Raw genomic sequence first — 23,427 nt, forward strand, 5'->3', positions numbered from 1 at the left:
GTGCCATGACCGGTCAGGACTGGATGGAGAAGGACTTCTACGCCGTGCTGGGCGTGTCCAAGGACGCCGACGACGCGGCCGTCAAGAAGGCCTACCGCAAGCTCGCGCGCCAGTACCACCCCGACCAGAACCAGGGGAACGCCGCAGCGGAGTCCAAGTTCAAGGAGATCGGCGAGGCCTACGCGGTCCTGTCGGACCCGGAACAGCGCCGGCAGTACGACGCCGTGCGCGCCATGGCCGGCGGTGCGCGGTTCTCCGCAGGCCCCGGCGGCGCCGGGGCGGGCGGCTTCGAGGACATCATGGGCGCGATGTTCGGCGGTGGCCAGGGCCGGGGCGGCCCACGGGTGCGCTACTCCCAGGGCGGGGCGGGCACCGCGGGCTTCGAGGACATCCTCGGCTCGATGTTCGGCGGCAGGTCCGGCTACGCGTCCACGGGGCCGGCCGGGTTCACCGCGCCGAGCCCGGGGGCCGACATCGCGGCACAGGTCACGCTGCCGTTCCGGGCGGCCGTGGAGGGCACGACCGCGGACCTCGAGGTGGGCGGCCGCACCATCCACGCCCGGATCCCCGCGGGGATCAACGACGGCAAGAAGATCCGTCTGCGGGGCAAGGGTCAGCCCGGGACCAACGGGGGCCCGGCCGGCGACCTGGTGGTCACCGTGCACGTGGCGCCCCACCCGGTCTGGACGCTGGACGGGCACAACCTGCGGATGACGGTGCCGGTCACGTTTGCAGAAGCGGCGCTCGGCACCACGCTGGACGTGCCGACCCTCGACGGGTCGACCGTGCGGCTCAAGGTGCCCGCGGGAACGCCGTCGGGCCGCGTGCTCCGGATCAAGGGGCGCGGGGTGCGCAGCGCGAGCGCGACGGGCGACCTGCTCGTGGGCGTGCAGGTGGCCGTGCCGCAGAAGCTCAGCAAGAAGGCCAGGGAGGCGCTGGAGTCCTTCGCTGCCGAGAGCGACGGCGAGGACGTGCGCGCGGGGCTCGCCCAGCGCGCGGCCGAATGACACCCGGCGCGGTGGGGCAGGTGCCCCGCCGCGCCGGTCTCGGCTAATCTGCCGGGACGCCGGACCGGCGGTGACGAGACAGGGAGGGCACATGATCGACGACGACGCACCGGTGCTCACCGTCTCCAAGGCCGCGGAGCTCGCGGGGATGCACCCGCAGACTCTGCGGCAGTACGACCGGCTCGGTCTCGTGGTGCCGCGGCGCACGCGCGGGCGCGGCCGCCGGTACTCACGGCGGGACGTGTCACGCCTGCTCCAGGTGCAGCGGCTCGCGCAGGTCGAGGGCATCAACCTGGCCGGCATCAAGCGCATCCTCGACCTGGAGGCGCACGTCTCGGTCCTGGAGGAACGCCTCAGCGACCTGCTCATGCGCGTCCAGGAGGAGGGCCGGGTGTTCGCCGCCGGGCCGTCCGCCGGTGACGTCGTCGTCGTGCAGCGCGGGCAGCGGGTCCGCAGCACGGCGATGCGGGTCGACCTCGAGCACCGCGGGGTCGGCGGCGGCGCCGTCGTGCTCTGGCGGCCGACGCACCGCCGCGAGGAATGACGGACGATTTCAGCAATGCCATTCTTTCCTTAATGGAAATGCGTACCGGCAGATAGGTAAGGCATTCCTTGCTCTCCGCCTCCTGCATTTCTGGAATACGATTGAGGTATTCCGGAGGTCAAGCACGGCAGGCGAGGAGAGAACAGATGAGCACGCTGATGGAGATGCCCGAGGTCGTCGAGTGCTCGATCGACGGCTGCGGCTACAACCACGACCACGGCTGCCACGCGGGCGCCGTCACGATCGGGGGTCACACGGGGGACGCCTCGTGCGCCACGTTCATCCCGCTGAGCACGAAGGGTGGCCTGGAGAAGGTCATCGCCCACGTCGGTGCCTGCCAGCGCGGCGAGTGCCTGCACAACGACAACCTGGAGTGCGGCGCGCCGTCGATCCGGGTGGGTGCCGGTCCCGAGGACCCGGGCCACGCCGACTGCCTGACCTTCCAGGAGCGCTGAGCCCGCACGAGCGACAGGGCGCCCGCTCTCCGTCGAGCGGGCGCCCTGCGCTGGTTCGTGGGACGCCGGGGCGCCGCGGGCTCAGCGAGCCAGGTGGTCCAGCAGGAGCAGTGCGTCGTCGTGCGTCCCGGGCAGGCGCTCCACCCAGACCCGGGTGGGCCGCCGCACCTCGGTGGTGAGGCCGAGCACCTCGGCGTTGCGCTCCACGACACGGCGGAGCGACTGGCCCAGCTCGGCGGTCGACGGGCCGCGCTCGCAGAGCACCACGAAGGTGCCGTCCCCGATCGCGGCCATGGGGTGGCCCTCGCCGAAGACCTGGTGCAGCGTGCGGCCGATGGCCGCGGAGCGTGCCAGCCGCTGCCAGGTGTCGAGGTTGTCCAGACCCACGTCGAGCACGAGCAGGCAGTGCGTGCTCCCGGCCGTGGTGCCCGAACGCTGGGCCGTGCCGTACGTCTCGCGCAGCCGCTCGCCCAGGTACTCGCCGGTCGGCAGCCCTGTCGACGGGTCGCGCGTGGCGATCTGGTAGGGGACCCGCTCGCGTTCACCGACCCAGCCGATCGCCGCGGCGCGCAGCGCGCCCACGTCCGTCGGCCGGCCGAACGCGGCGTAGAGGCACGCCACGTCGTCCAGCGCCTCGGTGATCCCGGCACCGACAGCCGCCCGGGCCGCGCCCAGCCGCTCGGCGGGCGCGATCACGCCCCGGCCCTCGGCCAGGGCCTCGGCCAGTGCCTCTGCGGCGGGGTGGTCCCAGTCGTTCGGCCGGATCCAGACCGAGGCGAGGCTCGTGGCGCGCCACCGCTCGCGCAGGTCGTGAATTCGCACCCGCGCCTCCTGCTGTGACTCGCTCATGATGAAGGGACCCTCACGGGGATACATCATGACGCACCTTCGGGGTCGGAGTAGCACACTTCACCCGGAGGCTGTGGGCGATTTGTATTTTTCAGCCCCTGGGATTCGCGCTGTGGCTCTATAGTCTTGGGCAGGACACGGCCGAGAGTCTGGGTGGACGTGAAGCAAGTCGAGAGCAGCACCGGGGAGACCCCGAGCGACGCGGAACTGATCCTGCAGGTCAGGTCGGGTAACCGCGAGGCTTTTGGCGTGCTCTACGAGCGTCACGCGGCCGCCGCGCGAGCGCTCGCCCGCCAGTACGTCTCGCCCTCCGACGCCGAGGACGTCGTCGCCGACGCCTTCAGCAAGCTCTTCGAGATGCTCCGCCGTGGTGCCGGACCCGACACCGGGTTCCGCCCCTACCTCTACACCGTGGTGCGCCACCGCGCGTTCGACGTGCGGCGCGGCGCCGTGCGTACCCGGCCGAGCACGGACGACGAGATCGAGTCGGTGCTGGGCCGGGTGGCGTCCGAGGAGGACCCGGCCCTCGCCGACTTCGAGCGCAGCGTGGTCTACCGGGCGTACGCCGACCTTCCGGAGCGGTGGCGCGAGGTGCTCTGGTACGTGCTGGTCGACGACGTGAAGCCGGCGCAGGTGGCGCCGTTGCTGGGGCTCAGCCCGAACGGCGTCTCCGCGCTGCTGTACCGGGCCAAGGAGGCGCTGCGGGCCGGCTACCTGCAGCAGCACCTCACCCACGCACCGTCGGACACGTGCCGCACCGTCAACCCGCTGCTGGGCGGGTACGTGCGCGACAGCCTGTCCAAGCGGGAGACCACGAAGATCACCGAGCACCTCGCGACCTGCGGCACCTGCAGCGCGCTGGTGCTGGAGCTGCACGACGTGGCGCACGGCATGAAGACCGTCATCGCCCCGCTGGTGCTGGGCGCGGGCGGTCTCGCCCTCGTGGGCGCGGGGGCCCCGATCGGCGGGCTCGCCGTCGCGGCGAAGGCGGGCGCCGGTGCCGGAGCCGGAGCAGCGGCGGGCGCACCGGCCGCCACCACGGCGACCGTGGGCGCGGCCGGCACGTTCTCCGGCGGGGTGACGTCGGCGGTCACCGCCACGGCGGGTGCGGTCGCGTCCGCGGCGGCCGCCGCCACCGGTGGGAGCGTGGCCGCGGGCGCCATCGCGGTCGCGGCGGTCGGTGTGGTCGCGGCCCTGCAGATGGCGGCGCCGGTCGACGCCGGTCCGGTGGCCGTCGCCGACACGGTGATCACCACGCCCGACGAGTCGGAGCAGCCCGGGACCGAGCAGGTCGACGGCCGTCCCGTGCAGCCGACCGACATCGAGCCCGGCGAGACCACCAGCCGCGCGTACCTCGTGGTCGGCTACACCGATGCGTCGACGCCGATTCGCCCGCGTGAGCGACAGGAGCTTTCGCTCACTGTCCAGAACGAGGGCGACGTCGCGGCCACGGGCACGCAGCTCGAGATCACGCTGCCCGAGGGCCTGACCGTCGCGCGGCCGGACGTGCCGTTCGGCACGGGCGCCGGTGCCCGCCTGGTGACGGCCTCGGTCGAGGACCCGGCCGGTGCCGAGCAGACCGCCGAGCCGGGTACGACGCCGACGCCCGGCGCCACCTCCGGCACGGGCAGCGCCGCGGACACTGCCACCGGCACCACCGAGGAGCCCGGCGACGCGCAGGCGATGCCGGACTCGGAACCGACCACCCCCGCCACCGTCGGGCTGGTCGAGACCGCGGCCCCGGCGGCCTGCACCCCGACGGAGCAGGACAACGTGCTGCTGTGCTCGCTGGGCGAGGTGACCGCCGGCCAGGAGCTCCGCGTCGTGGTGCCGGTCGAGGCCGGCGCGGGCGGCGACTACCCGGTCGGCGCCGTGGTCTGGGCCGACGGCATGGAACCCACCGAGATCGACCTCCCGGGCCGCACGGTCTCCCCCTTCGGTCAGGAGCTGTCCGCCGCGACCACCGACGTGTCGCTCGCGAGCCCGGGCACGGCCGCCCTGCCGGTGCGGGTGACCAGCACGGGCGACCGCGCGGTGCCGCCGGGCGGCTGGGCCGTCGACGTCACGCTGCCCGACGGCGTCACGCCGGCCGCGGCGCAGCCCGAGCTGTCCTGCGCCGCGGGCGAGCTGAAGAACGCGTGGCGCTGCACACCGCTCGCCGGCACGGATGCCGCGGCCACGGAGCTGGCCCCCGGCGCCACCGCCGACGTGGCCCTGAACATCGCGACGGTGACGCCGTCGACCTCGGAGTACGCCGTGCTCGGCTCCGCCAACGTCCGCCCGGTCCTGGACGGCAACGCCCACTCGGCGCTGGCCACCCTGGCGGTGACCTCGGCCTGGGCCGACGCCGCCGACGGTGTCGGCACGGTCGCCGCGTCGTGCGTCGCCACGGGCGGTGCCGGCGTCGCGCAGGCGGCCGTCACGGGGACGTACACCAACACGACCCAGCGGACGGTCCGGGTCGCCCTGGAGGCCGCCGGCGAGCAGGTCGCCTCGAAGGAGCCGCTCGCCCCGGGCGAGTCGGTCCGGCTGACGGTGCCCGACGGGCTGCGGCTCCCGGCCGGCCAGGCGGTCTTCGCCCTGGCCACCGACGTGGAGGGCGGCACGTACACGACGCGGGTCGCCGCCGGTGAGCACCAGCGGGCGGACTGCTACGTGCCGGAGTGGGACACGGACACGAGCGTGCGCACCCTCAACCAGGGCGGCACCGTGGCCGTGGAGGGCTCGATCACCAACCGGACCGGTGAGACGATGACCGCGGTCATGCTCGTCCCGGTGGGCGACAGCACCCTGGAGTCGGTGCGCGTCCCGGTCGCGGCCGGCGGCAGCGTGACCCTCACGGTGAACACGGACCGCACGCAGCTCCCGGCGGGCGAGGTCACGTTCCGCCTCTCCCGCGAGGGCGTGGACACCGACGGCGACCTCCCGGTGGACCCGGTGGTGCCCAAGACCCACCCGACGGCGTCCTACGGTGCCGCGCGGATCGCCCCCGCGGTGGTCTCCTCGACGGTGGCCGCGGGCGCCTGCGAGTTCGACGCGACGCAGGACCACTCGGTGCAGACCTTCGTGGTCTCGGTGAGCAACAAGGAGTCGACCCTGCCCGTCCTGTTCCACGTGGGTGGCGTGTCCCGGACGGTCGCCGCCGGCGAGGCGATGCAGATCGAGTACCCGGTGGTCTGGGGCACCTCGACGGTCGAGGTGAAGGCGGCGGGTCGCACGCTGGGCACGCTCGACACGCAGTTCGAGTCGTGCGCCGAGCTCACCTGGCCCACGCAGGACCTGGGCGTGACGGTCGCCGCCGAGTGCACCGACTACCGGGTGGCGCTGACGGCGGCGGTCGAGAACCGCACCGCGCACGACTGGATGGGTGTCCTGGTGCGGGAGAGCAGCGGCGAGGTGGGCGCCGAGGCGCAGGTCGCCGCGGGCCAGACCACCCCGCTGACGCTCGTCCGCGACACCCTCATCAGCGAGGGCAGCAACGTGAGCGTGCGGCTCACGCGCGAGCTGGAGGGGAACACGCACACGGTCGAGCGGTCCTTCTGGGCCAAGGGCGCCGCGTGCCTCAACCCGGACGGCAGCGACGTGTGCGAGCCGGCCCCGGAACCGGAGCAGGGCGCCACGCCCGTCGCGACGGCGGGCCCCTCGCGCACGGGCCGGGGCTGGCCCTGGGGCGGCTACTGCGAGTGACCGCCCCGGTCGCTCAGACGATGCCGTACAGCCGGTCCCCGGCGTCGCCCAGGCCGGGCACGATGTAGGCCTTCTCGTTGAGCCGCTCGTCGACGGCGGCGACGACCACCGTGAGGTTGGCCCGGTCGCCGACGTGCTCCTCCAGGAGCTGGATGCCCTCCGGCGCCGCGAGCAGGCACACCGCGGTGACCTCGCGGGCGCCGCGCTCCAGCACGTAGTCGATGGCGGCGACCAGCGTGCCGCCCGTGGCGAGCATCGGGTCGATGAGGAAGACGTGGCGGCCCGTGAGGTCGTCGGGCAGCCGGTTCGCGTAGGTGACGGCCTTGAAGGTCTCCTCGTCGCGGACCAGGCCGAGGAACCCGACCTCGGCGGTGGGCAGCAGGCGGCTCATGCCGTCGAGCATGCCCAGGCCGGCGCGCAGGATCGGCACCACCAGCGGCGGCGGGGACGCGAGCCGGGTGCCCGTCATGGTGGTGATCGGCGTCTTCACCTCGTGGGGCTCGGTGGCGATCTCGCGCGTGGCCTCGTAGGCCAGCAGCGTGACGAGCTCGTCCACCAGCAGGCGGAAGGTGGGCGAGGCCGTGGTCTCGTCCCGCAGGACGGTCAGCTTGTGGGCGACCAGGGGATGATCGACGACGTGGAGGCGCATGACGCCAACGCTACCGGGCGGCGGCGCACCGACACGGCGCGAAACCCCGGAACGTAGCGAGCCCCACACCTGCCGACGCGTTGTCGGACCTGCGGGTCACTAGGGTGACCTGTGTGTCTGACACCGCGGGGATGAGCGTCGCCGAGCGGCGCGCGTACTGGGAGCGCCTGATGGGTACCGCGCTCGACGAGGCACGCCGCGCCCTCGGCACCGGCGACGTACCGGTCGGGGCCCTGCTGCTCGACGAGTCGGGGCGCACGATCGGCGTCGGGCACAACGAGCGGGAGGCCACGGGGGACCCGACCGCGCACGCCGAGGTGCTCGCGATGCGGGCCGCGGCCCGGGCGCGCGGCGAGTGGCGGCTGACCGGCTGCACGCTCGTGGTGACGCTGGAGCCGTGCCCGATGTGCGCGGGCGCGCTCGTGCAGGCCCGGGTGCGACGCCTCGTGCTCGGGGCCTGGGACCCGAAGGCCGGTGCGACCGGCTCCGTGTGGGACCTGGTGCGGGACCAGCGGGCGCTGCACGAGGTCGAGGTGCTCGGGGGCGTCCGTGCGGACGAGTGCGGCCTGCTGCTGCGCGAGTTCTTCGAGGCCCGGCGCCGCTGACCGGGCGGGCAGGGCCCGTCAGACCTGGGGCAGGGCGACGTGGAGCTGGTCCAGCAGCGTCCGCAGCCGCAGCAGGTACAGCCGCTCGTTGGCGAGGCTCGACATGGCCGAGCCGGCGTCGTCGGCGTCCTGGTGCTTGATGAGCATGAGCTCGAACTCGGTGAGGTCGCGCCGCCAGTTGTAGCCCTGCACGTGTTCGCGCCAGCGGTGCAGCTTCTCCACGAGCGCGCGGTCGGGCGATCGGGACAGCACCCCCGAGGCGAGCGCGGCGTCGACGGCGGACAGGGCCAGGCGCGGGCTCACGGACAGGGCCCGTGCACCGCCGGTGCGCAGCCCGGCGAGCCGGCGCTCGACGACGGCACGGTTCTGCTGCAGCTCGAAGCCCACCGAGCCCACCACCTCCGAGCGGCGTTCGGTCTCGGCGTTCTGCCGCTCGACGACGAGCCCGGTGACACCCGCGAGCAGGGTCAGGGAGTTGACCCAGGGCTCCCACTCGGGGCCGATGCCCAGGATCCAGAGGATCCCCAGCACGAAGGCGATACCCAGCAGCGCGTAGGTGACCACGGCGACCGTGACCCTGCGGCGTCGTGCCCAGCGGCGGCTCGTCCAGGTCGCCACGACCCGGCGGCGCAGCAGACGCAGCCGCTGCCGCATCACTTCCACACGTCGAAGGCCGGCAGCTTGGCGGGCGCCGACTCGTCGTGGGCCAGGAGGCGCAGCTCCAGGCCGAACGGGCTGGGCCGCTGCGTGTGCCGGAACCGTTCCCGCTGGACGTGCGTGGCACGCAGTCCAGCGCCCGCGACGAGCTGGTCGATGCGCTCGGTCGTGTACTTGCGGGTCGTGTACAGCCGGATGGTGTCCTGCGGCGCGAGGTGGATGGGGCGGCTGCCCGGGATCAGCATCCGGATCTCCTCGCCGCTCGCGTTCTGCCAGTACACCCGCAGCAGGATGCTGTCGTCCTCGACGGAGCCGGCGAACCGGATCTGGTCGAGGTCGATCCGGAGGTCGGTGTTGTACCGCACCGCGCTCGCCACGAACTCGACGAACCCGCGGGTCTGCCGGTACTCGGCCTCCGCCGCCCGCACGGCCGTCGCCGTCAGGTCCTCCGTCGTGGCGAACTCGACGAGCATCCGGTCCTGCGGGCGCAGCACCCGGGCCACGCCGTTGAGGAACTCCTGGTCGTCGTCGAAGTTGGCCACCGTGTTGCCGACCAGCGAGTAGAGGATCGCCTCGTCGCCGACCAGGCGGTCGAGGAACAGCTTGAGCTCCTCGAGGTTGCCGTCCAGGGAGAGGTCGATCTGCAGGCCCAGGGAGCGGTCCAGGGGGAAGTGCGCGTCGCGGACCGCGGTGCGCGAACCCGTGCGGAGCATCTCGGCGCTCATGTCCACGGGGACGTAGAGCATGGACGGGTGGGCCCGGTGCATGGTCTCCAGGAACATCCCGTCCTTGGCGCCCGTGCCGACGCCCAGGCTGACCAGGTGCACGCACTCGTCGGTGACGAGGGGCGAGATGCTGCGCCACTGCCGGCGGAACATCTCGGTGCCGACCTTGATGACCATGTAGGTCGGGTCGTTCGACGCGTTGAACCAGGCGATGGTCGGCCCGATGCCCCAGTAGGCGTAGCCGGAGGGGACCCGTTTGCCGTCACCCGACGTGGAGTGACCGTCGTCGAGGTGCTGTGCCAGCGTGGCGAGCTTGTCCGACTGGTCCTCGCCCACGAGGGTCACCGACCAGCCGAAGTCGTCACCCGCCAGGGTGCTGTCGATCCTTGCGATTGCCGAGTCGCCCACGCCGTCCCCTCATGCCGCTGTGCACGCCGGGCCCCAGGCTAGCGGGCTGCGGCCCTGTGCGAAATGGAACACAGAGGGCGTGCGGCCGGGCGCCGGGGGCATACCCTCGGAGGGTGTTTCCTCAAGCCCGTCCCACCACCTGGGAGCCGCAGGCCGTCGAGGTGGCCCGCACCACCGTGGACGACGCCGTGGAGGTGCTGACCGGCCTCCGTGTCGCCGCGCTCACGGGTGCCGGGGTCTCGACCGACTCCGGCATCCCCGACTACCGCGGCCCCGACTCCCCGCCGCGCAACCCCATGACCTACCAGCAGTTCGTGGGCGACGAGGAGTTCCGCCGGCACTACTGGGCCCGCAACCACGTGGGCTGGACGCACGTGAACCGGTCGCTGCCGAACGCCGGGCACCGCGCGCTGGTCACCCTGGAGGAGCGGGGCGTCCTCGCCGGGATCATCACGCAGAACGTGGACCTGCTGCACGAGGACGCCGGCTCCCGCAACGTCATCGACCTGCACGGACGTTACGACCGGGTGATCTGCCTGTCCTGCGGGCGGGTCATCTCGCGAGCACACCTCGCCGAACGGCTCGACGCGCTGAACCCGGGCTTCCTGGAGTCCGTGGGCGAGGTCGCGGACATCGAGATCGCGCCCGACGCCGACGCCGTCATCGAGTCGACCGCCCACTTCCGGCCCGCGCCCTGCGAGTTCTGCGGGGGCGTGCTCAAGCCCGAGATCGTCTACTTCGGCGAGAACGTGCCGCGCGAGCGCGTCGAGCGCGCGTACGCGCTGGTGGACTCCGCCGACGCGATCCTGGTCGCCGGGTCGTCGCTCACCGTGATGAGCGGGCTGCGGTTCGTGCGGCACGCCGCCGAGGCGGACAAGCCGGTGGTGATCGTGAACCGCGGCATCACCCGCGGCGACAAGTACGCGACGGTGAAGATCGACGCGGGTACGAGCGACGTCCTGCAGGAGCTGGCGCGGCGCCTCAGCGGGCCGCCAGGTCGGTGACGCCGCCGTGGCCTGTCGGGGAGAGCGTCAGCACGCGCTCACCGGGGTGCAGCCGGGCGTCCTCGCGGTAGAGCTCGGCGAGCTGGTCGGCCGCCTCGCCGTCCCCGGCGTCGGCGGCGACGAGCAGGTAGGCCAGCTCGTCGGCGACGGCGTCGAACTCGCCGTCGGACATGTCGGCACCGGGTAGGCCCGCGTCGCGGACCCACGCCGCCGCCTGCCCGCCCGCGGCCTCGCGGACGAACCGCGTGCCGAGCTGAGGTCCCCACAGGTCCCAGAGCAGCAGCTCGTCGCGGTGCCGGTGCGCCACCTCGTAGAGCACGTAGGACCGCACGAAGTCGCGGCCGCGCACGTCCTCCGGCAGGTCCGGTCCGACGCCGAACGTCGCCGGGTCGGCCGTGCCCGCGCGGATCGCGAGCCACGCCTCGGCCGCCGTGACGAACGGGGAGGCGGGTCCGGTCGGCATGTCGTGCACGTCGAAGTCGAAGTCCGCCTGGTCGAGCTCGGGGTCGTAGCGCACCCAGCGGGTGCCGTCCCAGTGCTCGCCCACCACGTGGTCGGTGTGCCAGTCCGGTGTGATGTACCGGGCGAACCCGATCCGGGACCGGGCCGGCACGTCGTGCGTGCGCAGCACGCCCAGGGTGAGCAGCGTGTGGTCGCGGCAGCATCCGGCGACCTGCTGTGCCTGCGTGCGCGGCCCGTCGAGCGGCGCGCGCGACTCGGCGGCGTCCAGGATCGAGGCGAGCCAGCGGCGGTCCGGGTCGGCCTTCTGCGCCTCGGTCAGCGCCGGCCCGCCGGCGCGGTAGTGCACGACGGCGGTGCAGGCGAAGCGGTGCAGCGCCTCCGGGTCGGTGCTCAGCTCGGCGAAGTAGCCGGCGTGGTTTCCGGGGTTCGAGTACGGACTGTGGTCCGTGTAGTCGAAGAGCGTGGGTGCGGGCATCGGTGTCCTCCCTCGGCGGTGTCGGCACACTACCTCTCCGGCACGGGCGGGCGACAGTCCCGGCCATCGTCGTCGCGTCGAGGCAAGATTGTCGGACAACCTAGATACTTATGTAGGACGTCGCTACTCTGGTCGTGCAGCGAGAACTGCCCGCCCGCGCCGGAGGATGACCGCCATGGCAAAGACGACAGCGCATCAGTGGCCCGTGCGGCGTCGGCTCGGCCTCCTGGTCCGGGCGGTGCCGCGGATCCGCCGCAGGCCGCGGTCAGGCGGCGCCGACGGCGACACCGGGACGGCCGACCGGACCCGGCTCGCGGTGCGCGCCGGGATCCTCTCCCTGCGCCTCGACCTGATGGTCGACGATCCCGACGATGCCGTGGTCGCGCTCGACCGCGTCCTCGCGGCCCTGCGCCCGGGTGACCGTGTCTACGTGGTGGGTCCGCCGGGCGTGGCAGGGCGCCGGGTGGACGAGCGGCCGTTCACCATCTGGGCCTGACCGTGCGGGGACCGGGCTGGCTGGTGGAGCGGCACGTGACTGCCGCACGCACCGCCGTCGCCACGGTCACCTACGGGCTGCTCGCCACGGCTTTCGTGCTCGGCGTGCTCTGGTTCATGCTCCCCGGGGAGCCCCGGTGGGAGCCTGCCGTCAACTCGCTGACCCTGGTGGCGGGCATGACGGGCCTCGTCGTCGAGCGGCTGAGCAGCGAGGCGGAGCGGCACGCCCAGGTGCTCGCCGCGGTGCGGCGCGAGCTGGAGCGGAACCGGGCGGTGCTCGCGGACAACGAGTTCGCCCGGACCGCCGACGACCGGCCCCGCGCGGTGTTCGCGCGCCTCGCGGTGTCCGCCGTCGACGCCGCGCTCGTCTCCGGCGCGCTCGACCGGCGCCGGGACACCGATCTGGTCACCGGGCTGCACCGATGGCGCGACACCGTCCAGGGGTTCAACCGGCGCCTCGACCTCACCGAGAACATGAGCGTGCTGGAGCGGCAGTCGGCGGGGGAGCGGGAGGTCTGGGACGCGGCGATGCGGGTGCGTGGCGGGTACGTGGCAACCACGCGGTCGCAGCTCGACGAGCTGCTGCGGGTGCTGCCGGTGCGGTGAGGATCCGTGTGCCTTCGGCGGTCACCGCTCCGGGGTGAGCTGCCCCCCGCGAGGGTGCGTTGCTGGCAGTAGACGTTGTCTACCGAGAGTGTCGCGCCTGCGCGAGGCATACCGACTCGGGTCGAGTCGCGTCGTCCTGGCCGGCCGGTCGAGGCACGCCGGCGGAGTGGCCGGGCGGGGTGGGACCGGCCGGGTCGGTCTGGCTCCGAGCGTCGTGGTCAGGCGGATTCCGGCGGCGTCCGACGGGAGTACGCCGCCGCGACCGTCCGCTCGGACTGCACGAGATAGTCGTCCAGCTCGGCGGCTGCCGCCGCGCTGTCGCCCGCGAGAGTCATCTCCAGGATCCGCGCGTTGCGGGCCACGTAGGGGGCGTGCAGGTACTCCGGGTTCGCGAGCAGGCCGAACGCGAGGCGCAGCTCCGCCGAGACCGTCGCGTAGAGCCGGTCGAGGTGCTCGCTGTCGCAGAGCGCGACGATGCCGCGGTGGAACTCCATGTTGGCGGTGCCCGCCGCGCGCCAGTCCTGCGCGTCACGGGCCCGCTCGCCGGTCTCGACGGCGTCGCGCATGATCGCCGTCGCCGGATGCCCGGGCAGGGCGTCGCGCAGGGCCTGCCCTTCGACCATGCGGCGCACGCGGTAGATGTCGAGGATCGAGGCGAGCGTCGGGACGGCGACCATGACGCCGGCGTGCGGGCGTCGCACCAGCAGGTTCTCGTAGGTGAGCACCCGGAAGGCCTCGCGGAGGGTGTTCCGCGAGACCGCGAGGGTCTCGGCCACGGACTTCTCCGAGAGCCGTTCCCCGGGGCGGGCCGTGCCGGTGATGATCCAGGTACGGATAGCAGCGGCCGTGCGCTCGACGAGATCTCCGGCCTTGGCCTCGGCGGTCTCGGTGTGGCCGGTGGCCGCGGCAGAGTCCGTCGCGGCGGTGTCCGCGGTGGCGGAGCCGGGTTCTGCGTCAGCGGTCGTCGCCATGTACCCACTCTACGGTCGCGACCGTCGGAGGTGCTCTACGGTCGGGCCGAGGACGCCGGGCGTGGCCCACCGTTTCGTAGGACAACCGCCGATCTGACGCGACGTGTGCCACGGCACGGCAACCGATTCGTGGAACCGGGGTCCGACCGGGTATCCTGCTACGGCCCGCTGCTGATGCGGTGGGCAAAGGTAGCGTGTCCGAGCGGCCTAAGGAGCACGCCTCGAAAGCGTGTGTGGGTGAAAGTCCACCGTGGGTTCAAATCCCACCGCTACCGCATCCAGAAGGCCCCCAACCGCGTCACTCTGCGGATCTGGGGGCCTTCGTCATGCCGGGCACTCCGTTTTCACTCCGGTTTGCTATACCGGCTGCCTGGTCAGACGTCAGCTCGTCAGGCTCTCGTCCTGCCCTGAGTCTGCGAGGGTGACGCCACCCACTCCCCAGTTCTCGCGTGGCAGTTCCTGGATCACCACACGGATCGTGCCGGGCTTCATCTCCATGACCCGTGCGTATGTTTCGGTGAGTTCCGCTATGAGCTGTCGCTTCGTCTCGGCGTCACGCGGGGACGCGTTCAGGACGTGAATCAGGGGCATGACTCACATCTCACCATGGGTTCTATGGCGCGTCGTCGTCGGTTGTGACGGAGCCGTCGACTAGCTGATCGATGATGATCCGCAGGTCCGGGGCGATGTGCGTCCGCCTCACGTAGTGCCGCACGGTGGTTCCTTCGTCAGCGTGACCGAGCAGCGCCGTCGCGTTCGCGATGGTCGTCTCATTCGCGACCCGCGTTGCGATCGTGCGGCGGAAGTCGTGCGGCGTCACGGTGATCCCCGTTCCCTCGCGAGCCTGGCGCAGCTGCTCACGAACGCGACCGGGGGAGCGAGGCGTGCCCTCCGTCGAGGGGAACACGAGCTTGTCCGGCCCGCCGTCGAGGCCCAGGCCGATCGCTTCTCGGAGAGCAGTGACCACGAAGTCCGGCAGCGTGATCGTGCGTCGGGAGGTGTCCGACTTCGGCTTGGGCTGTCGTGCCAGCCGGCCCTTGACGACGCCCGCCGGCGTTGTCTCCTCGACCCGGACCACGGTGCCGGTCACGGTGAGCGTCGGCACCTCGGTGTCCAGGTCGAGGTCCGTTTCCCGCAGTGCCAGGCACTCACCGATCCGCAGGCCCGTGCCGATCATCGTGTCCACGATCTGGGGTAGGAGCGTGATGCTCCGCTTGCCACGAGTGGCCGGGGGACGGCTCTCCCAACTCCGGACGGCGGCCCGCAGCTTCACGATGTCGTCCAGTTCGAGCGTGTGCACCTCAGCCCGCCGAGGCTTGCGAACGGTCACGGCATCGCGAACAGGGTTGAACGGTGCAGCGCCGTAGCGGACGCACATCATCATGACCTGCGAGAGCACGTTGCGAGTCTGGCGTGCGGTGTCGTGCTTGCCGGCAGCGCTCAGCGCCATCAGGACTCGGTTCACCGCGACAGGCGTCACCTCCCGCACCCGCAAGGCGCCAAGAGCCGGCCGCAGTTCACGGTCCAGCGTGGCAACGTAGGTGTTGAGCGACTGCGAGGCCACCTGACCCTCAGCACGCTTCTCGCGGACCCACTGGTCAAAGACATCCGACATCGACGTCTCTGGCTCGACCGCCGTTGCCCCACCGACCAGCCCCGCGTCACGCATGTTGTGGAGCTTGTCCTCCAACGCGCGTTCAGCCTTCGGCGCGGACGCCCCACGGGCCTGGGGGCGGTGATAGTGACCCGCGAAGTCGCGGAACCGTGCCTGTGCCACCCACTTGCCGGGCTTGATTTCCACGCTGCTGATATGGCCCCATCGACCAGGTTCCAGGGCCTCTCGTCCTCCCATGGTCAGCCCGCCTTCCGGGTGTCGGTGACGCTGTCCAGCCACGCCTCTACCTCAGCCGGGCGATACCGCAGCCGTGCCCCGACACGAAGGACCTTCGGGCCGCCGCCACGGCTCGACCAGGCATAGACGCAGTGGAGCGTCACGCCCAGGTACTCCGCCAGTTCGTCGGGCGTCATCAGCCGCCGGGAAGGCGCGGCACCGATCGACCTCACGTTGTCGTTGCTACCCATGACATCCCCTTCGTCAGGCCGCGTGCGCGGCTGGTGTTGCGGCGGTTGCCGAACGGTTATCCACAGGCCCTGTTGAACCTGGTGGGGCCAGGCCGAGGACCTGTTTCGCGGCGTCGTACTGCCCACGCCGGCGCAAGGTCTCTTGCAGGCTCGCGGCGATCACAGCCGCGTAGGTGTAGGTCCCGGCTTCGGGCTCGCGCCAGACGTACCGGGCGTGCCCGTCGGCGGTTTCCTGAGTGGTGGCCAGGCGGTCGGCGTCGTCGTGTTCGATGCCCGCGGCTTCGAGGGCCTGGCGGACGACGGCGGCGCGGTCGGCGCGGTGCTGGGTGAGGGTCTTGCCGGACCAGCCACGGGACACGAGGACACGGCGACCGCCGAGACCGAGGTTTTCGCGGTCGTGAGCCGGAGACAGGCACCCACCGGGCTTCATGCCGGGAGTGGGGCTCTTGGGCTGGACGCCGTAGCGCAGCCAGTTCGCGCAGTCGGGGCCGCAGGGCAGGACCTTCACGTGAGCGTGCAGCCGGTCTACGTGCTTGTCGTAGGCGACTCGGGCGGCGGTGTCGGCGGAGTCGTCGTCTCCGGCGGCGTAGGTGCCGGAGATGGACTTGGTGAGGTACTTGCAGAGGTAGCGCACCGCACGGTCAGAGTCCGGCGTGCCACCCAGGAGGCCCTTGACGTCGACCTGCTTGCCGAGCCGGACCACGTGCGCGGGGTCTTGCAGCTGCGAGGTGGCTTCCTTCCAGGTCGGCAGGACCTCACCTGTGTGCGGGTCGAGGTAGTTCGCGGACTCCTCATGCCACACCGGGGGTTCGGTCTGCTCGCCGTAGACGACATCGGCGTCTGTGCACGGCGGCCACCAGGCGGCGAAGTAGGTAGCGGCGGCGACCTGCTTCACGATGGCGCGCGGGATGGTGCCCCGGATCGCGGCGTGCAGGTGCGGGGCCAGGCGCTTCTGAGGCTCGACGGCGGCGAAGTATTGGACCGTGTAGCCGGCACAGCGACGCAGGTTCTGCATGAACCGGTCGACGACGCGCGAGAACATCAGGGCGTCCAGCGCTGCCTTGCGATAGTCGTAGGTGCGGGGGTTGGCCGGGACGCCGGTGGACTCCCACGTGCCGTCAGCGCGACGTCGGCGGCCGATGTCGCCGTACGAGCCGAGCGTCAGAGTCAGGAACATCGAGGGCCGGAAGGTGCGACCGGTGCGCGGGTCGGTGAACGTGCGCCCGAGGGTGCCGCTGTTCATCTTCTGCGTGGGCAGGTCCGGGACATCGGGACGACGACGAGTCGAGCGCGTCACCCGTTCAGGAGCCGGGCTGTCGTCCTCCGTCTCGTCGTCGTCCTCGTCGGGTGCCGCAGTCGGTGCCGGGGGCAGGTCGGGTTCGTCGTCGCGGTGCCAGCCCTCACGGCACTGGTGCATCCGGAGACGGCGGGCCTTCTCGGCACACGCCTTGCACTTGGACTCCCGGGTCGAGCCGCACGGGATCGGCACCAGGTGCGTGACGCCGGTCTCGCGGTCGAACACGGACCGCACCACGGGCGAGGTGCAGACCCCGTTGGCCTCAGCACCAGCACGGGCAAGGTCGCGTGCCTGGCGGGCGGCATCCTCGACGTCGAGGCCCACAGCGTGCGTGTCGAGGATGGTGCGGAACGAGACCATCAGGCAGCTACCTCCACAACATCGGCAGTCGTGTCGAGACCGGGCAGGTCGAGGGGCAGCGTCCCCTGCACCGGCACGGGCGCGGTGTCGTCGGACAGTTCGGCGAACAGGTCGGACCTGGAGACCTCGCGCCACTGTGTGCGGTCGGCGCCGGCCCAGAACCCGGCAGTGGTCTCCTTCCTGACGACCTCACGAGCGCACGCAGCGGCGATGGGGCAGGCGACGCAGACACCGAACATGCGAGCCATGTCGGCGGCCGCGGCGCTCTCGCTGATCCACGGCAGGCCGACGTTTTCCGGGCGGGCGCAGGCAGCGCCGGTCAGACGGTCGGTGCTCATGCCGTCACCCCTGGCAGGTCGAGGCCCGGCAGCATGCTCTGCTCAACTGGGCCACGAAGGCGGGAGGCCCGTGAAGATCGCACCGGACCCAGCACGGGGACGGGTGCCGATGGCGGAACCGGAGTAGCCGGCTCATCGACAGCCGACTCATCATCAGCCGGCGCAGGTTCGAGGGCCGGCAGCGGGGCCGGCGACGGCAGCGCTTCAGCGGGCTCAGCTTCTACGTGTTCGGGCTCGACGGCCGGCGTCGGGTCGTCGGTCACGACGAGGGAGGCCAGGGCGTGGGTGGAGGTCAGGACGGACAGGGGAGCGAGGGCGACCAGGACGACGCCGACGACCGTGCGTAGCTGCGGGCCGACGTCGTAGGCGTGAGCGGCGTTGGCGCCGATGGACACGACGGTGAACAGGAGCATCAGTGTCCAGGCCCAGGCCGAGGAGCGACCCCGGGAACGGAGCACCAGCGCAACGAGCCCGTAGACGAGCACGGAGGCATCGATCACGACGGGGACGAGGAACGCGATCCCTTCGGGGACGCGGCCCCAGAGTGCGGCGTCTCGTAGCGAGGCGAACGACAGGGCGAATGACGCCAGGGCGACGGCGGCGGTGGTGATGACCGTGACGATCAGGACGGGCCGGGAGTCGGCGGCGATCCGGGCCACCGGGCCGGCAGTGCGAGCGGGGCGTGCGGTGTTCATCGTCAGTCCTCCTCTGCGGCGGGAGCAGCGGCCGGGCGGGCAGCACGGGGCGCACGGGGTGCTCGGGGCTTGCGTGGCGCGCGGGGCTTGCGCTGGCGGGGAGCCGGGTTGTCCTCCGATACGTCGGCGTCGGCAGGCATGTCGTCGGGGTTGGCGACGACGGCGAGGCGTCCACCAGCACGAGCCCATGCTTCGGCGGCGTCCATACCCGAGCGAGGCGCGGCGGGAGCGTCGGGGACGTTTGCAGCTGCGGGGGCGGTGGGAGCGGCGTAGTGCAGGGCGGTGGCGCGGATGAGGTCGTCTGACCAGTAGTCGAACCGGACCAGCACGGGGGTGCCGTCCTCGGTGACGAGATAGGCGGTGCCGGGATCGTTGCGGTTGATCGTGTGCGCGGGACCCAGAGGCGCGAGCCCTTCCAGGACCATCACGGTTTCGGTCTCGCTGTCGAGCCGGAGGGCGATGCGCTGCGTGTAGAGGGATCGGGTGCCCCCCCACGGCTTCCTGCCGAGGGTTCTGCCCGCACGAGAGCACGACGACGCCGAGGGCGCGTCCCTGGGTGAGGATCTTGGACATGAGCCGCTCGGCCTCGCGGCGGGTGTCAGGTTCCGCGTAGGCCATCAGGTCGGAGAGCTCGTCCACGATCAGGACGTGCAGCGGGTCACCGGCGGCCGGCACATGGAGTCGGGAGACTCCGCGCATCGCGGCGCCGCGCTCGTCGATGACGGCCAGGAGGGCACGCAGGACCCGCACGGCGTCCTCGGCGGTATAGGCGACCTGCCCGAACAGAGCGCGGCCGGTCTCGATCTCCAGGCCCTTCTTGAGGTCCACGCCCCACAGGCGGACCAGGCCGGCGTGCACGGCGGGGGCGAGACCGCCGACGACGGACCAGAGCACGGAGCCCTTGCCGGATCCGGAAGCACCGACGACGAAGGTGTGTCGGCCCTGGATGACCAGGCGGCACTCATCACCGGAGCGAGTGCGCCCGACGGGGACGGCGTTGGTGGTGACCTTGTCGGGGTTGGGCAGTGTCGCCGAGCGGGGCGCAAGGCGTGCAGTGGTGAACAGCACCAGGTCCAGGACACGCGGGGTGACCCGCGCGGTGTCGTACCCGTGCGCGGAGTACGCCGTGGCGAGGGCGGGCGCAGCCCTACGGATGGTGTCCAGGGTCTGGCCCTCGAACGTCTGGATTCGCAGGGTGACGGACCCGCGTCCGTGAATGACCTTGCGCAGGCGGGACACGATGGCTGTGCCGTCCCTCTCCAGCCGGTGGAGCCCGCACGCCTGGGCGGTCTTGACCCAGCTTCGGCGGATTGCCCAGGCGTTCGTGCGACGCCGGTAGTGCGACGGGAACAGGGCAGCCCACAGGCCAAGGAACAGGCCCGGGCTCATGGAGGCCACCAGCAGGACCAGGGGGCCGCTGCTGCGGTCTCCGGGCCACTCCGCCAGCACGAGGGCCCCGTGCCAGAGGAAGGCGAGCACGAGCCCGATCACTGGGACACCGGGGTGCTTGACGGCCCAGGTGCCGCACGCTCGGGTGAACCCCCATGACCGGCGGGCCAGCAACACCGCGACGCGGACGAGGATGCGCCAGAGCAGGCCCAGGCGACCGGGGCGGCCTGTTGTCGCGGCGATGATCTGGGAGCGAGCCCGGGCGTCGTAGTCGCGGAACTTCGTGGCGGGGTTCATCACTCGTCCCCGTCCCGCTCGGCGCGCAGGCGGGTGAGGATCGTTCCGCGCGCGGCGCTCATGCTGTTGTAGACGGCCCAGGACTCCTCACCCAGGTCCTTGTGCAGGCCCGAGGCGTCCCACGCGTCCTCGATCCGGTTCCGGGCTTGGGACCACTGCACCAAGGCGGCGTCGGTGTACTTGGCGGCGTCCTCCAGCGCCTCGACCACTCGGCGGTTGATCTTCTTGGTCGTGTTCTGAGCCATCAGGTCATCCCTTCCTTGGCCTCATGCGGTCGCACGAGGGCTTCGGCTTCGTCGATCAGCGCGTGCAGCTGCACCCGCACCTGATAGATCCGTTCGGCCAGGTCGGCGTCCAGGGGGACCAGGTACGCCCCGCCGAATGCGAGCAGCGCGTACGCCTCGTGAATCTGTGTGACGCCATCTCGGGCCGTGGTGACCAGGTCTCGGCGTTTGGCGGCCTCATCCATCGCGGGATCGGTCGGGCCTGTGTACGCCCACCGCTTCGGCATCAGCCCTGACCCCCGTTGCCGTCCGGCCGGCCGACCCATCGACCACGCGCGTCGTAGAACTCGGGCCGTTCGACGCGGTGTGCGGCACGAGCCGCGCGGCGGATGTCTTCCTGTAGCGGCTTGGCCAGGTCGTGCATGCCTTGGATCTGATCGGCAGCGCCGAGTGCCCCTGTGCTGTTCAGAACCCGCGCCGCACGGGCCAACGCGTTCACGGCCTGAATCAGGTAGTCGGCGGCGATGGCTAGGTCATCAGCGCGTGTCATTGGGAACCACCTGCCCGGGGCAGGAGGGCTAGGCCGAGGGCGGCGGGCAAGAGCAGGCCGGTTCCGGTCAGGAATCCTGCGGTCCCGGCGCCGACCAGCCAGACCGTGTCGGTCAGTGCACCGACGATGAACGTGACCAGGCCGGCCATGGCCAACAGCCACGAGGTGCGAGAGACCAGGGTCAGGACCCGACGGGCTGGACCCGAGGGGGCGGGAACCGAAGCCCCCGCCACCCCCGATGCGTGACGCGGCAGGTTCATCAGGCAGCCGCCTTCACGCTGTCGCCGGAGCTGCTCGACTCGCCGGGGTTGTCATCGGTGCTCTCGTCGATGCCGTCACCGAACAGCGGCACCGACTGCCACCCATCCCGGGCACCCAGGCCTGTCGGCGTGGGGTGATCGGCCACCGGTTCATAGGCGGTCACCCGGACGGAGTACGGGATCATCCGTGGGTCGTCAGCGATCCAGCCCGACCAGTCACGCCGCAGGCACGTCGGCGCGCTCCCGCCCAGGACTTTGACCGACTGAGCTGCCGGGTCCAAGCCCACTCGCGCGGCGATCCGCTCCGCTCCTGCGAAGTCGTCGGCGTGTACGTCGAGCACGAGGACTTCCACGGGCCTCGACCCCTCGCCCGGGTAGAGCGCGCCCGAGTCGAGTCGGATACTCAGGGCTCCGACCGACCAGAGGCCGTCCAGGACCCGGAGTATCGCGAGAAGATGCCCCACTGGCGCCGTCATCAGGCAGCCGCCTTGGGTGCGGTCTTGGCGCCGGCCATCTCGGAGATGCCGGATGCCTCCCACGAGGTGGTGAGCCCGTTGTTGCGCTTGTCGACGCGGACCGAGGCAACCAGGTCCTCGAACTTGATCGGGGAGAACAGTGACGGGGCGGGCATCTCCCGCGCCGGGACCGTCACCTTGACCGACTCCGTGGAGACCCGGCCCCAGTTCACTGACTGGTACACGACCTCGACACCCCACAGCGGGGCGCCCGTGTTCTCGTCGCGGGCCTGGACATCGCCCGGACGACGCTTGCCGTCCACCTCGATCCACTCGTTGACCGGCTCCACCACGCCGGTCGCCATCATCTGCTGTCGGTTGCTGTCCACAGCGAACATCGCCATCTCTGCATCTCCTCAGTCACCTGCTGCTTGGCAACTGGCTTAAGCCAGCGACGCGACCATAGACTGGCTTGAGCCAGTTGCGCAAGAGGGTGGCTTGAACCAGTTCGCTAGTGTTGGCTTCATGCCTGATCAGCGACCCCACGGCGAGAACGCCGAAGCGCGCGAGATCGCTGCCGCGCTGCGGGAAGCGATCCACTCCGGCGAGTTGAACGCCGGCGACAAACTGCCCTCCGAGCGTGTTCTAGCTGCCACCTACCACGGCGCACGGAACACGGCCCGGGCTGCCGTCCAGGAGCTCATTCAAGAGGGCTTGGTCCGGTCCGAGCATGGCCGGGGGTACTTCGTCCGTGAGCGTCCGCGCTGGATGCGGTTCGGTCGGCTGCGGTACACGACCCCGATGCGCGCTGTCACCCGGCACGGCCCGTTCGGTGCAGAGGCCCGAGCGCAGGGCAAAACGCCGCGGGTCGACGTTCGCAGCGCCGAGCGTGTGCCCGCCGATCCCGACGTGGCGGAACGACTCGGCATTGAGCCAGGGACCGACGTCGTCAGGCGGGAGAACTGGTACTACGCGGATGATGTGCCGATGCAGATCGGCATCACGTTCATTCCCTGGTCCATCGCGGAAGGCACCGCCCTAGCGAGGGCCGAGAACCTCGGGAAGCGCGCTCTCTACGGGCACCTCGAAGACCTCGGATACACGATCGCGAGTATCCGCGAGGAGATCACTGCGCGGCCGGCCACTCGAGAAGAGGCCGAAGGGCTCGACTTGCCGCCGGGCGTGCCCATGATCGATCTGTGGCATACCGGCATGACCGCCGACAAGCAGCCGTTCGAGGTCACGAACTTCTGCATGCGCGCCGACTACTCGGCACTCGACTACGACATGCCTGTGGACTACTGATGGGCCTGACGATCCGCCCACGCCGCGACGACGACCTTCCTGCCCTCGCCGCCGTACTGGTCCGCGTTCATGACCTGGACGGGTACCCCGTCGAGGGAGTCGCGGACCCCGAAGGCTGGTTGCGCCACGACCACGAGCTACAAAGTTGGACTGCAATCGAAGACGGCGTTCCCATCGGCCAGGTCACACTCACGCGCGCCGCCGCCGGAGACGACGCCGCCCGAGCCTGGCAGGACCACGGTTGCGGCAGCATCGACCGTTTGGCCATCCCAGTGCGCCTCTTCGTGGACCCTGACCACCGGGGCAGCGGAGCGGGACGCCTCCTGATGGAGGCAGCCCTGGACTACGCGCGAACCCGAGGGCTTGCCATCGCGTTCGACGTCATGCTGAAAGACCAAGCGGCCATCAGGCTCTATGAGCGCCTCGGTGCCGTCCGAATCGCCGATGTCACCCACCGTTACGGGAACGGCTCCGCTGAACCTGCATCCGTCTACGCACTGCGCTCATAGGAATTCGTCTCGCTAGACCCCGGCACCGCCCTACTGCGGACGGGCGCTGACCACTAGCCTGGACAAA

The 23,427-nt window shown here is 71.4% G+C and carries 28 protein-coding genes, 1 tRNA gene and 1 pseudogene; 11 read left to right on the forward strand and 19 right to left on the reverse strand.

Translation table 11 applies throughout. From position 1 onward, the window contains the following. Positions 1-5 precede the first annotated feature (5 nt). From ACO229_RS23150 to ACO229_RS23160, 3 genes are all read left to right on the forward strand, one after another. Complete coding sequence (locus ACO229_RS23150; protein WP_397413121.1) at positions 6-1,007, forward strand: DnaJ C-terminal domain-containing protein; 1,002 nt, start codon at positions 6-8, stop codon at positions 1,005-1,007. Between the two features lie 91 nt (positions 1,008-1,098). Beyond that, positions 1,099-1,551, forward strand: a complete 453-nt coding sequence (locus ACO229_RS23155; RefSeq protein WP_397413123.1) for a heat shock protein transcriptional repressor HspR — start codon at positions 1,099-1,101, stop codon at positions 1,549-1,551. A gap of 146 nt (positions 1,552-1,697) precedes the next feature. Continuing rightward, on the forward strand, positions 1,698-2,006 hold the full coding sequence (locus ACO229_RS23160) for a DUF1540 domain-containing protein (protein WP_397413125.1): 309 nt from the start codon (positions 1,698-1,700) through the stop codon (positions 2,004-2,006). Positions 2,007-2,087: 81 nt separating this feature from the next. Here the strand turns inward: ACO229_RS23160 and ACO229_RS23165 are convergent, their stop codons facing one another. Beyond that, positions 2,088-2,855 (reverse strand): hypothetical protein, encoded by a 768-nt coding sequence (locus ACO229_RS23165; protein WP_397413127.1) that lies wholly within the window; start codon positions 2,853-2,855, stop codon positions 2,088-2,090. A gap of 249 nt (positions 2,856-3,104) precedes the next feature. Here ACO229_RS23165 and ACO229_RS23170 point away from each other — a divergent pair, with 249 nt between their 5' ends. Next, positions 3,105-6,542, forward strand: a complete 3,438-nt coding sequence (locus tag ACO229_RS23170) for a sigma-70 family RNA polymerase sigma factor (RefSeq protein WP_423462925.1) — start codon at positions 3,105-3,107, stop codon at positions 6,540-6,542. A gap of 13 nt (positions 6,543-6,555) precedes the next feature. On the opposite strand, the gene upp is transcribed toward ACO229_RS23170, so the two are convergent. Next, positions 6,556-7,191, reverse strand: a complete 636-nt coding sequence (gene upp, locus ACO229_RS23175) for a uracil phosphoribosyltransferase (protein WP_253838007.1) — start codon at positions 7,189-7,191, stop codon at positions 6,556-6,558. 170 nt (positions 7,192-7,361) lie between these two features. Between upp and ACO229_RS23180 the strand changes: the two genes are divergently transcribed. Next, positions 7,362-7,796: a nucleoside deaminase gene (locus tag ACO229_RS23180; protein ID WP_397413476.1), complete on the forward strand. Its 435-nt coding sequence runs from the start codon at positions 7,362-7,364 to the stop codon at positions 7,794-7,796. An 18-nt stretch (positions 7,797-7,814) separates the two neighbouring features. Here ACO229_RS23180 and ACO229_RS23185 read toward each other — a convergent pair whose 3' ends face one another. Continuing rightward, positions 7,815-8,450 (reverse strand): hypothetical protein, encoded by a 636-nt coding sequence (locus tag ACO229_RS23185; protein ID WP_423462926.1) that lies wholly within the window; start codon positions 8,448-8,450, stop codon positions 7,815-7,817. Further along, a complete protein-coding gene (locus tag ACO229_RS23190) occupies positions 8,450-9,586 on the reverse strand; it encodes an L-histidine N(alpha)-methyltransferase (RefSeq protein WP_397413135.1) in 1,137 nt (378 codons plus the stop codon). The genes ACO229_RS23185 and ACO229_RS23190 overlap by 1 nt, the downstream gene beginning before the upstream one ends. A gap of 161 nt (positions 9,587-9,747) precedes the next feature. Here ACO229_RS23190 and ACO229_RS23195 point away from each other — a divergent pair, with 161 nt between their 5' ends. After that, complete coding sequence (locus ACO229_RS23195) at positions 9,748-10,590, forward strand: Sir2 family NAD-dependent protein deacetylase (protein WP_423465336.1); 843 nt, start codon at positions 9,748-9,750, stop codon at positions 10,588-10,590. On the opposite strand, the gene ACO229_RS23200 is transcribed toward ACO229_RS23195, so the two are convergent. Further along, the gene (locus ACO229_RS23200) at positions 10,568-11,527 is read right to left on the reverse strand and encodes a transglutaminase domain-containing protein (protein ID WP_423462927.1); all 960 of its coding nucleotides are present in this window, start codon (positions 11,525-11,527) and stop codon (positions 10,568-10,570) included. The genes ACO229_RS23195 and ACO229_RS23200 overlap by 23 nt on opposite strands. Positions 11,528-11,702: 175 nt before the next feature. Here ACO229_RS23200 and ACO229_RS23205 point away from each other — a divergent pair, with 175 nt between their 5' ends. Together ACO229_RS23205 and ACO229_RS23210 are read left to right on the forward strand one after the other, a co-directional pair. Beyond that, positions 11,703-12,023: a hypothetical protein gene (locus tag ACO229_RS23205; protein WP_397413140.1), complete on the forward strand. Its 321-nt coding sequence runs from the start codon at positions 11,703-11,705 to the stop codon at positions 12,021-12,023. A gap of 35 nt (positions 12,024-12,058) precedes the next feature. Next, positions 12,059-12,628, forward strand: coding sequence for a hypothetical protein (locus ACO229_RS23210; protein WP_423462928.1), 570 nt, complete (start codon positions 12,059-12,061; stop codon positions 12,626-12,628). A 218-nt stretch (positions 12,629-12,846) separates the two neighbouring features. Here the strand turns inward: ACO229_RS23210 and ACO229_RS23215 are convergent, their stop codons facing one another. Next, positions 12,847-13,599 (reverse strand): GntR family transcriptional regulator, encoded by a 753-nt coding sequence (locus tag ACO229_RS23215; protein WP_423462929.1) that lies wholly within the window; start codon positions 13,597-13,599, stop codon positions 12,847-12,849. A gap of 188 nt (positions 13,600-13,787) precedes the next feature. Between ACO229_RS23215 and ACO229_RS23220 the strand changes: the two genes are divergently transcribed. After that, positions 13,788-13,874, forward strand: a tRNA-Ser gene (locus ACO229_RS23220). A 106-nt stretch (positions 13,875-13,980) separates the two neighbouring features. On the opposite strand, the gene ACO229_RS23225 is transcribed toward ACO229_RS23220, so the two are convergent. The 13 genes and pseudogenes from ACO229_RS23225 to ACO229_RS23285 all read right to left on the reverse strand — a co-directional run bounded on the left by ACO229_RS23225 (position 13,981) and on the right by ACO229_RS23285 (position 21,950). After that, a complete protein-coding gene (locus ACO229_RS23225; protein WP_423462930.1) occupies positions 13,981-14,190 on the reverse strand; it encodes a tautomerase family protein in 210 nt (69 codons plus the stop codon). Between the two features lie 22 nt (positions 14,191-14,212). Beyond that, positions 14,213-15,400 carry a tyrosine-type recombinase/integrase gene (locus tag ACO229_RS23230; protein WP_423462931.1) on the reverse strand — a complete coding sequence of 396 codons (1,188 nt, stop codon included), beginning with the start codon at positions 15,398-15,400 and terminating at the stop codon, positions 14,213-14,215. Between the two features lie 53 nt (positions 15,401-15,453). Then, the gene (locus tag ACO229_RS23235; protein ID WP_423462932.1) at positions 15,454-15,681 is read right to left on the reverse strand and encodes a helix-turn-helix transcriptional regulator; all 228 of its coding nucleotides are present in this window, start codon (positions 15,679-15,681) and stop codon (positions 15,454-15,456) included. Positions 15,682-15,694: 13 nt separating this feature from the next. Further along, positions 15,695-17,302 (reverse strand): replication initiator, encoded by a 1,608-nt coding sequence (locus ACO229_RS23240; RefSeq protein WP_423462933.1) that lies wholly within the window; start codon positions 17,300-17,302, stop codon positions 15,695-15,697. A 35-nt stretch (positions 17,303-17,337) separates the two neighbouring features. After that, positions 17,338-17,676, reverse strand: coding sequence for a hypothetical protein (locus ACO229_RS23245; protein WP_423462934.1), 339 nt, complete (start codon positions 17,674-17,676; stop codon positions 17,338-17,340). Continuing rightward, positions 17,673-18,371 carry a DUF2637 domain-containing protein gene (locus ACO229_RS23250; RefSeq protein ID WP_423465337.1) on the reverse strand — a complete coding sequence of 233 codons (699 nt, stop codon included), beginning with the start codon at positions 18,369-18,371 and terminating at the stop codon, positions 17,673-17,675. The genes ACO229_RS23245 and ACO229_RS23250 overlap by 4 nt, the downstream gene beginning before the upstream one ends. Before the next feature lie 2 nt (positions 18,372-18,373). Then, positions 18,374-18,799 (reverse strand): hypothetical protein, encoded by a 426-nt coding sequence (locus tag ACO229_RS23255; protein WP_423465354.1) that lies wholly within the window; start codon positions 18,797-18,799, stop codon positions 18,374-18,376. Between the two features lie 277 nt (positions 18,800-19,076). Beyond that, positions 19,077-20,057, reverse strand: a pseudogene (locus ACO229_RS23260) (FtsK/SpoIIIE domain-containing protein); the annotation flags it as partial. Beyond that, complete coding sequence (locus ACO229_RS23265; RefSeq protein WP_423462935.1) at positions 20,057-20,302, reverse strand: hypothetical protein; 246 nt, start codon at positions 20,300-20,302, stop codon at positions 20,057-20,059. The pseudogene ACO229_RS23260 and the gene ACO229_RS23265, both read right to left, overlap by 1 nt. Further along, positions 20,302-20,526 (reverse strand): hypothetical protein, encoded by a 225-nt coding sequence (locus ACO229_RS23270; protein WP_377223182.1) that lies wholly within the window; start codon positions 20,524-20,526, stop codon positions 20,302-20,304. Before ACO229_RS23270 ends, ACO229_RS23265 begins: the two co-directional genes overlap by 1 nt. Positions 20,527-20,567: 41 nt before the next feature. Next, positions 20,568-20,831 carry a hypothetical protein gene (locus ACO229_RS23275; RefSeq protein WP_423462936.1) on the reverse strand — a complete coding sequence of 88 codons (264 nt, stop codon included), beginning with the start codon at positions 20,829-20,831 and terminating at the stop codon, positions 20,568-20,570. Between the two features lie 259 nt (positions 20,832-21,090). Then, positions 21,091-21,567, reverse strand: coding sequence for a hypothetical protein (locus tag ACO229_RS23280; RefSeq protein ID WP_423462937.1), 477 nt, complete (start codon positions 21,565-21,567; stop codon positions 21,091-21,093). Then, positions 21,567-21,950 (reverse strand): hypothetical protein, encoded by a 384-nt coding sequence (locus tag ACO229_RS23285; RefSeq protein ID WP_377223186.1) that lies wholly within the window; start codon positions 21,948-21,950, stop codon positions 21,567-21,569. Before ACO229_RS23285 ends, ACO229_RS23280 begins: the two co-directional genes overlap by 1 nt. Before the next feature lie 121 nt (positions 21,951-22,071). On the opposite strand from ACO229_RS23285, the gene ACO229_RS23290 reads away from it, so the two are divergent. Together ACO229_RS23290 and ACO229_RS23295 are read left to right on the forward strand one after the other, a co-directional pair. After that, positions 22,072-22,851: a GntR family transcriptional regulator gene (locus ACO229_RS23290; RefSeq protein ID WP_423462938.1), complete on the forward strand. Its 780-nt coding sequence runs from the start codon at positions 22,072-22,074 to the stop codon at positions 22,849-22,851. Then, positions 22,851-23,360 carry a GNAT family N-acetyltransferase gene (locus ACO229_RS23295; RefSeq protein ID WP_423462939.1) on the forward strand — a complete coding sequence of 170 codons (510 nt, stop codon included), beginning with the start codon at positions 22,851-22,853 and terminating at the stop codon, positions 23,358-23,360. The genes ACO229_RS23290 and ACO229_RS23295 overlap by 1 nt, the downstream gene beginning before the upstream one ends. Positions 23,361-23,427 lie beyond the last annotated feature (67 nt).

This window comes from Promicromonospora sp. MS192, from assembly GCF_049532985.1.
Classification (GTDB): domain Bacteria; phylum Actinomycetota; class Actinomycetes; order Actinomycetales; family Cellulomonadaceae; genus Promicromonospora.

Bases quoted from the DNA above. Each gene is read 5' to 3' on its own strand.
- ACO229_RS23225 (WP_423462930.1), bottom strand. From the start codon at position 14,190: ATGCCCCTGATTCACGTCCTGAACGCGTCCCCGCGTGACGCCGAGACG.
- ACO229_RS23295 (WP_423462939.1), top strand. From the start codon at position 22,851: ATGGGCCTGACGATCCGCCCACGCCGCGACGACGACCTTCCTGCCCTC.
- ACO229_RS23235 (WP_423462932.1), bottom strand. From the start codon at position 15,681: ATGGGTAGCAACGACAACGTGAGGTCGATCGGTGCCGCGCCTTCCCGG.
- ACO229_RS23205 (WP_397413140.1), top strand. From the start codon at position 11,703: ATGGCAAAGACGACAGCGCATCAGTGGCCCGTGCGGCGTCGGCTCGGC.
- ACO229_RS23285 (WP_377223186.1), bottom strand. From the start codon at position 21,950: ATGGCGATGTTCGCTGTGGACAGCAACCGACAGCAGATGATGGCGACC.
- ACO229_RS23280 (WP_423462937.1), bottom strand. From the start codon at position 21,567: ATGACGGCGCCAGTGGGGCATCTTCTCGCGATACTCCGGGTCCTGGAC.
- ACO229_RS23290 (WP_423462938.1), top strand. From the start codon at position 22,072: ATGCCTGATCAGCGACCCCACGGCGAGAACGCCGAAGCGCGCGAGATC.
- ACO229_RS23265 (WP_423462935.1), bottom strand. From the start codon at position 20,302: ATGGCTCAGAACACGACCAAGAAGATCAACCGCCGAGTGGTCGAGGCG.
- ACO229_RS23200 (WP_423462927.1), bottom strand. From the start codon at position 11,527: ATGCCCGCACCCACGCTCTTCGACTACACGGACCACAGTCCGTACTCG.
- ACO229_RS23245 (WP_423462934.1), bottom strand. From the start codon at position 17,676: ATGAGCACCGACCGTCTGACCGGCGCTGCCTGCGCCCGCCCGGAAAAC.
- ACO229_RS23155 (WP_397413123.1), top strand. From the start codon at position 1,099: ATGATCGACGACGACGCACCGGTGCTCACCGTCTCCAAGGCCGCGGAG.
- ACO229_RS23250 (WP_423465337.1), bottom strand. From the start codon at position 18,371: ATGAACACCGCACGCCCCGCTCGCACTGCCGGCCCGGTGGCCCGGATC.
- ACO229_RS23275 (WP_423462936.1), bottom strand. From the start codon at position 20,831: ATGACACGCGCTGATGACCTAGCCATCGCCGCCGACTACCTGATTCAG.
- ACO229_RS23180 (WP_397413476.1), top strand. From the start codon at position 7,362: ATGGGTACCGCGCTCGACGAGGCACGCCGCGCCCTCGGCACCGGCGAC.
- ACO229_RS23160 (WP_397413125.1), top strand. From the start codon at position 1,698: ATGAGCACGCTGATGGAGATGCCCGAGGTCGTCGAGTGCTCGATCGAC.
- upp (WP_253838007.1), bottom strand. From the start codon at position 7,191: ATGCGCCTCCACGTCGTCGATCATCCCCTGGTCGCCCACAAGCTGACC.
- ACO229_RS23215 (WP_423462929.1), bottom strand. From the start codon at position 13,599: ATGGCGACGACCGCTGACGCAGAACCCGGCTCCGCCACCGCGGACACC.
- ACO229_RS23185 (WP_423462926.1), bottom strand. From the start codon at position 8,450: ATGCGGCAGCGGCTGCGTCTGCTGCGCCGCCGGGTCGTGGCGACCTGG.
- ACO229_RS23150 (WP_397413121.1), top strand. From the start codon at position 6: ATGACCGGTCAGGACTGGATGGAGAAGGACTTCTACGCCGTGCTGGGC.
- ACO229_RS23270 (WP_377223182.1), bottom strand. From the start codon at position 20,526: ATGGATGAGGCCGCCAAACGCCGAGACCTGGTCACCACGGCCCGAGAT.
- ACO229_RS23165 (WP_397413127.1), bottom strand. From the start codon at position 2,855: ATGAGCGAGTCACAGCAGGAGGCGCGGGTGCGAATTCACGACCTGCGC.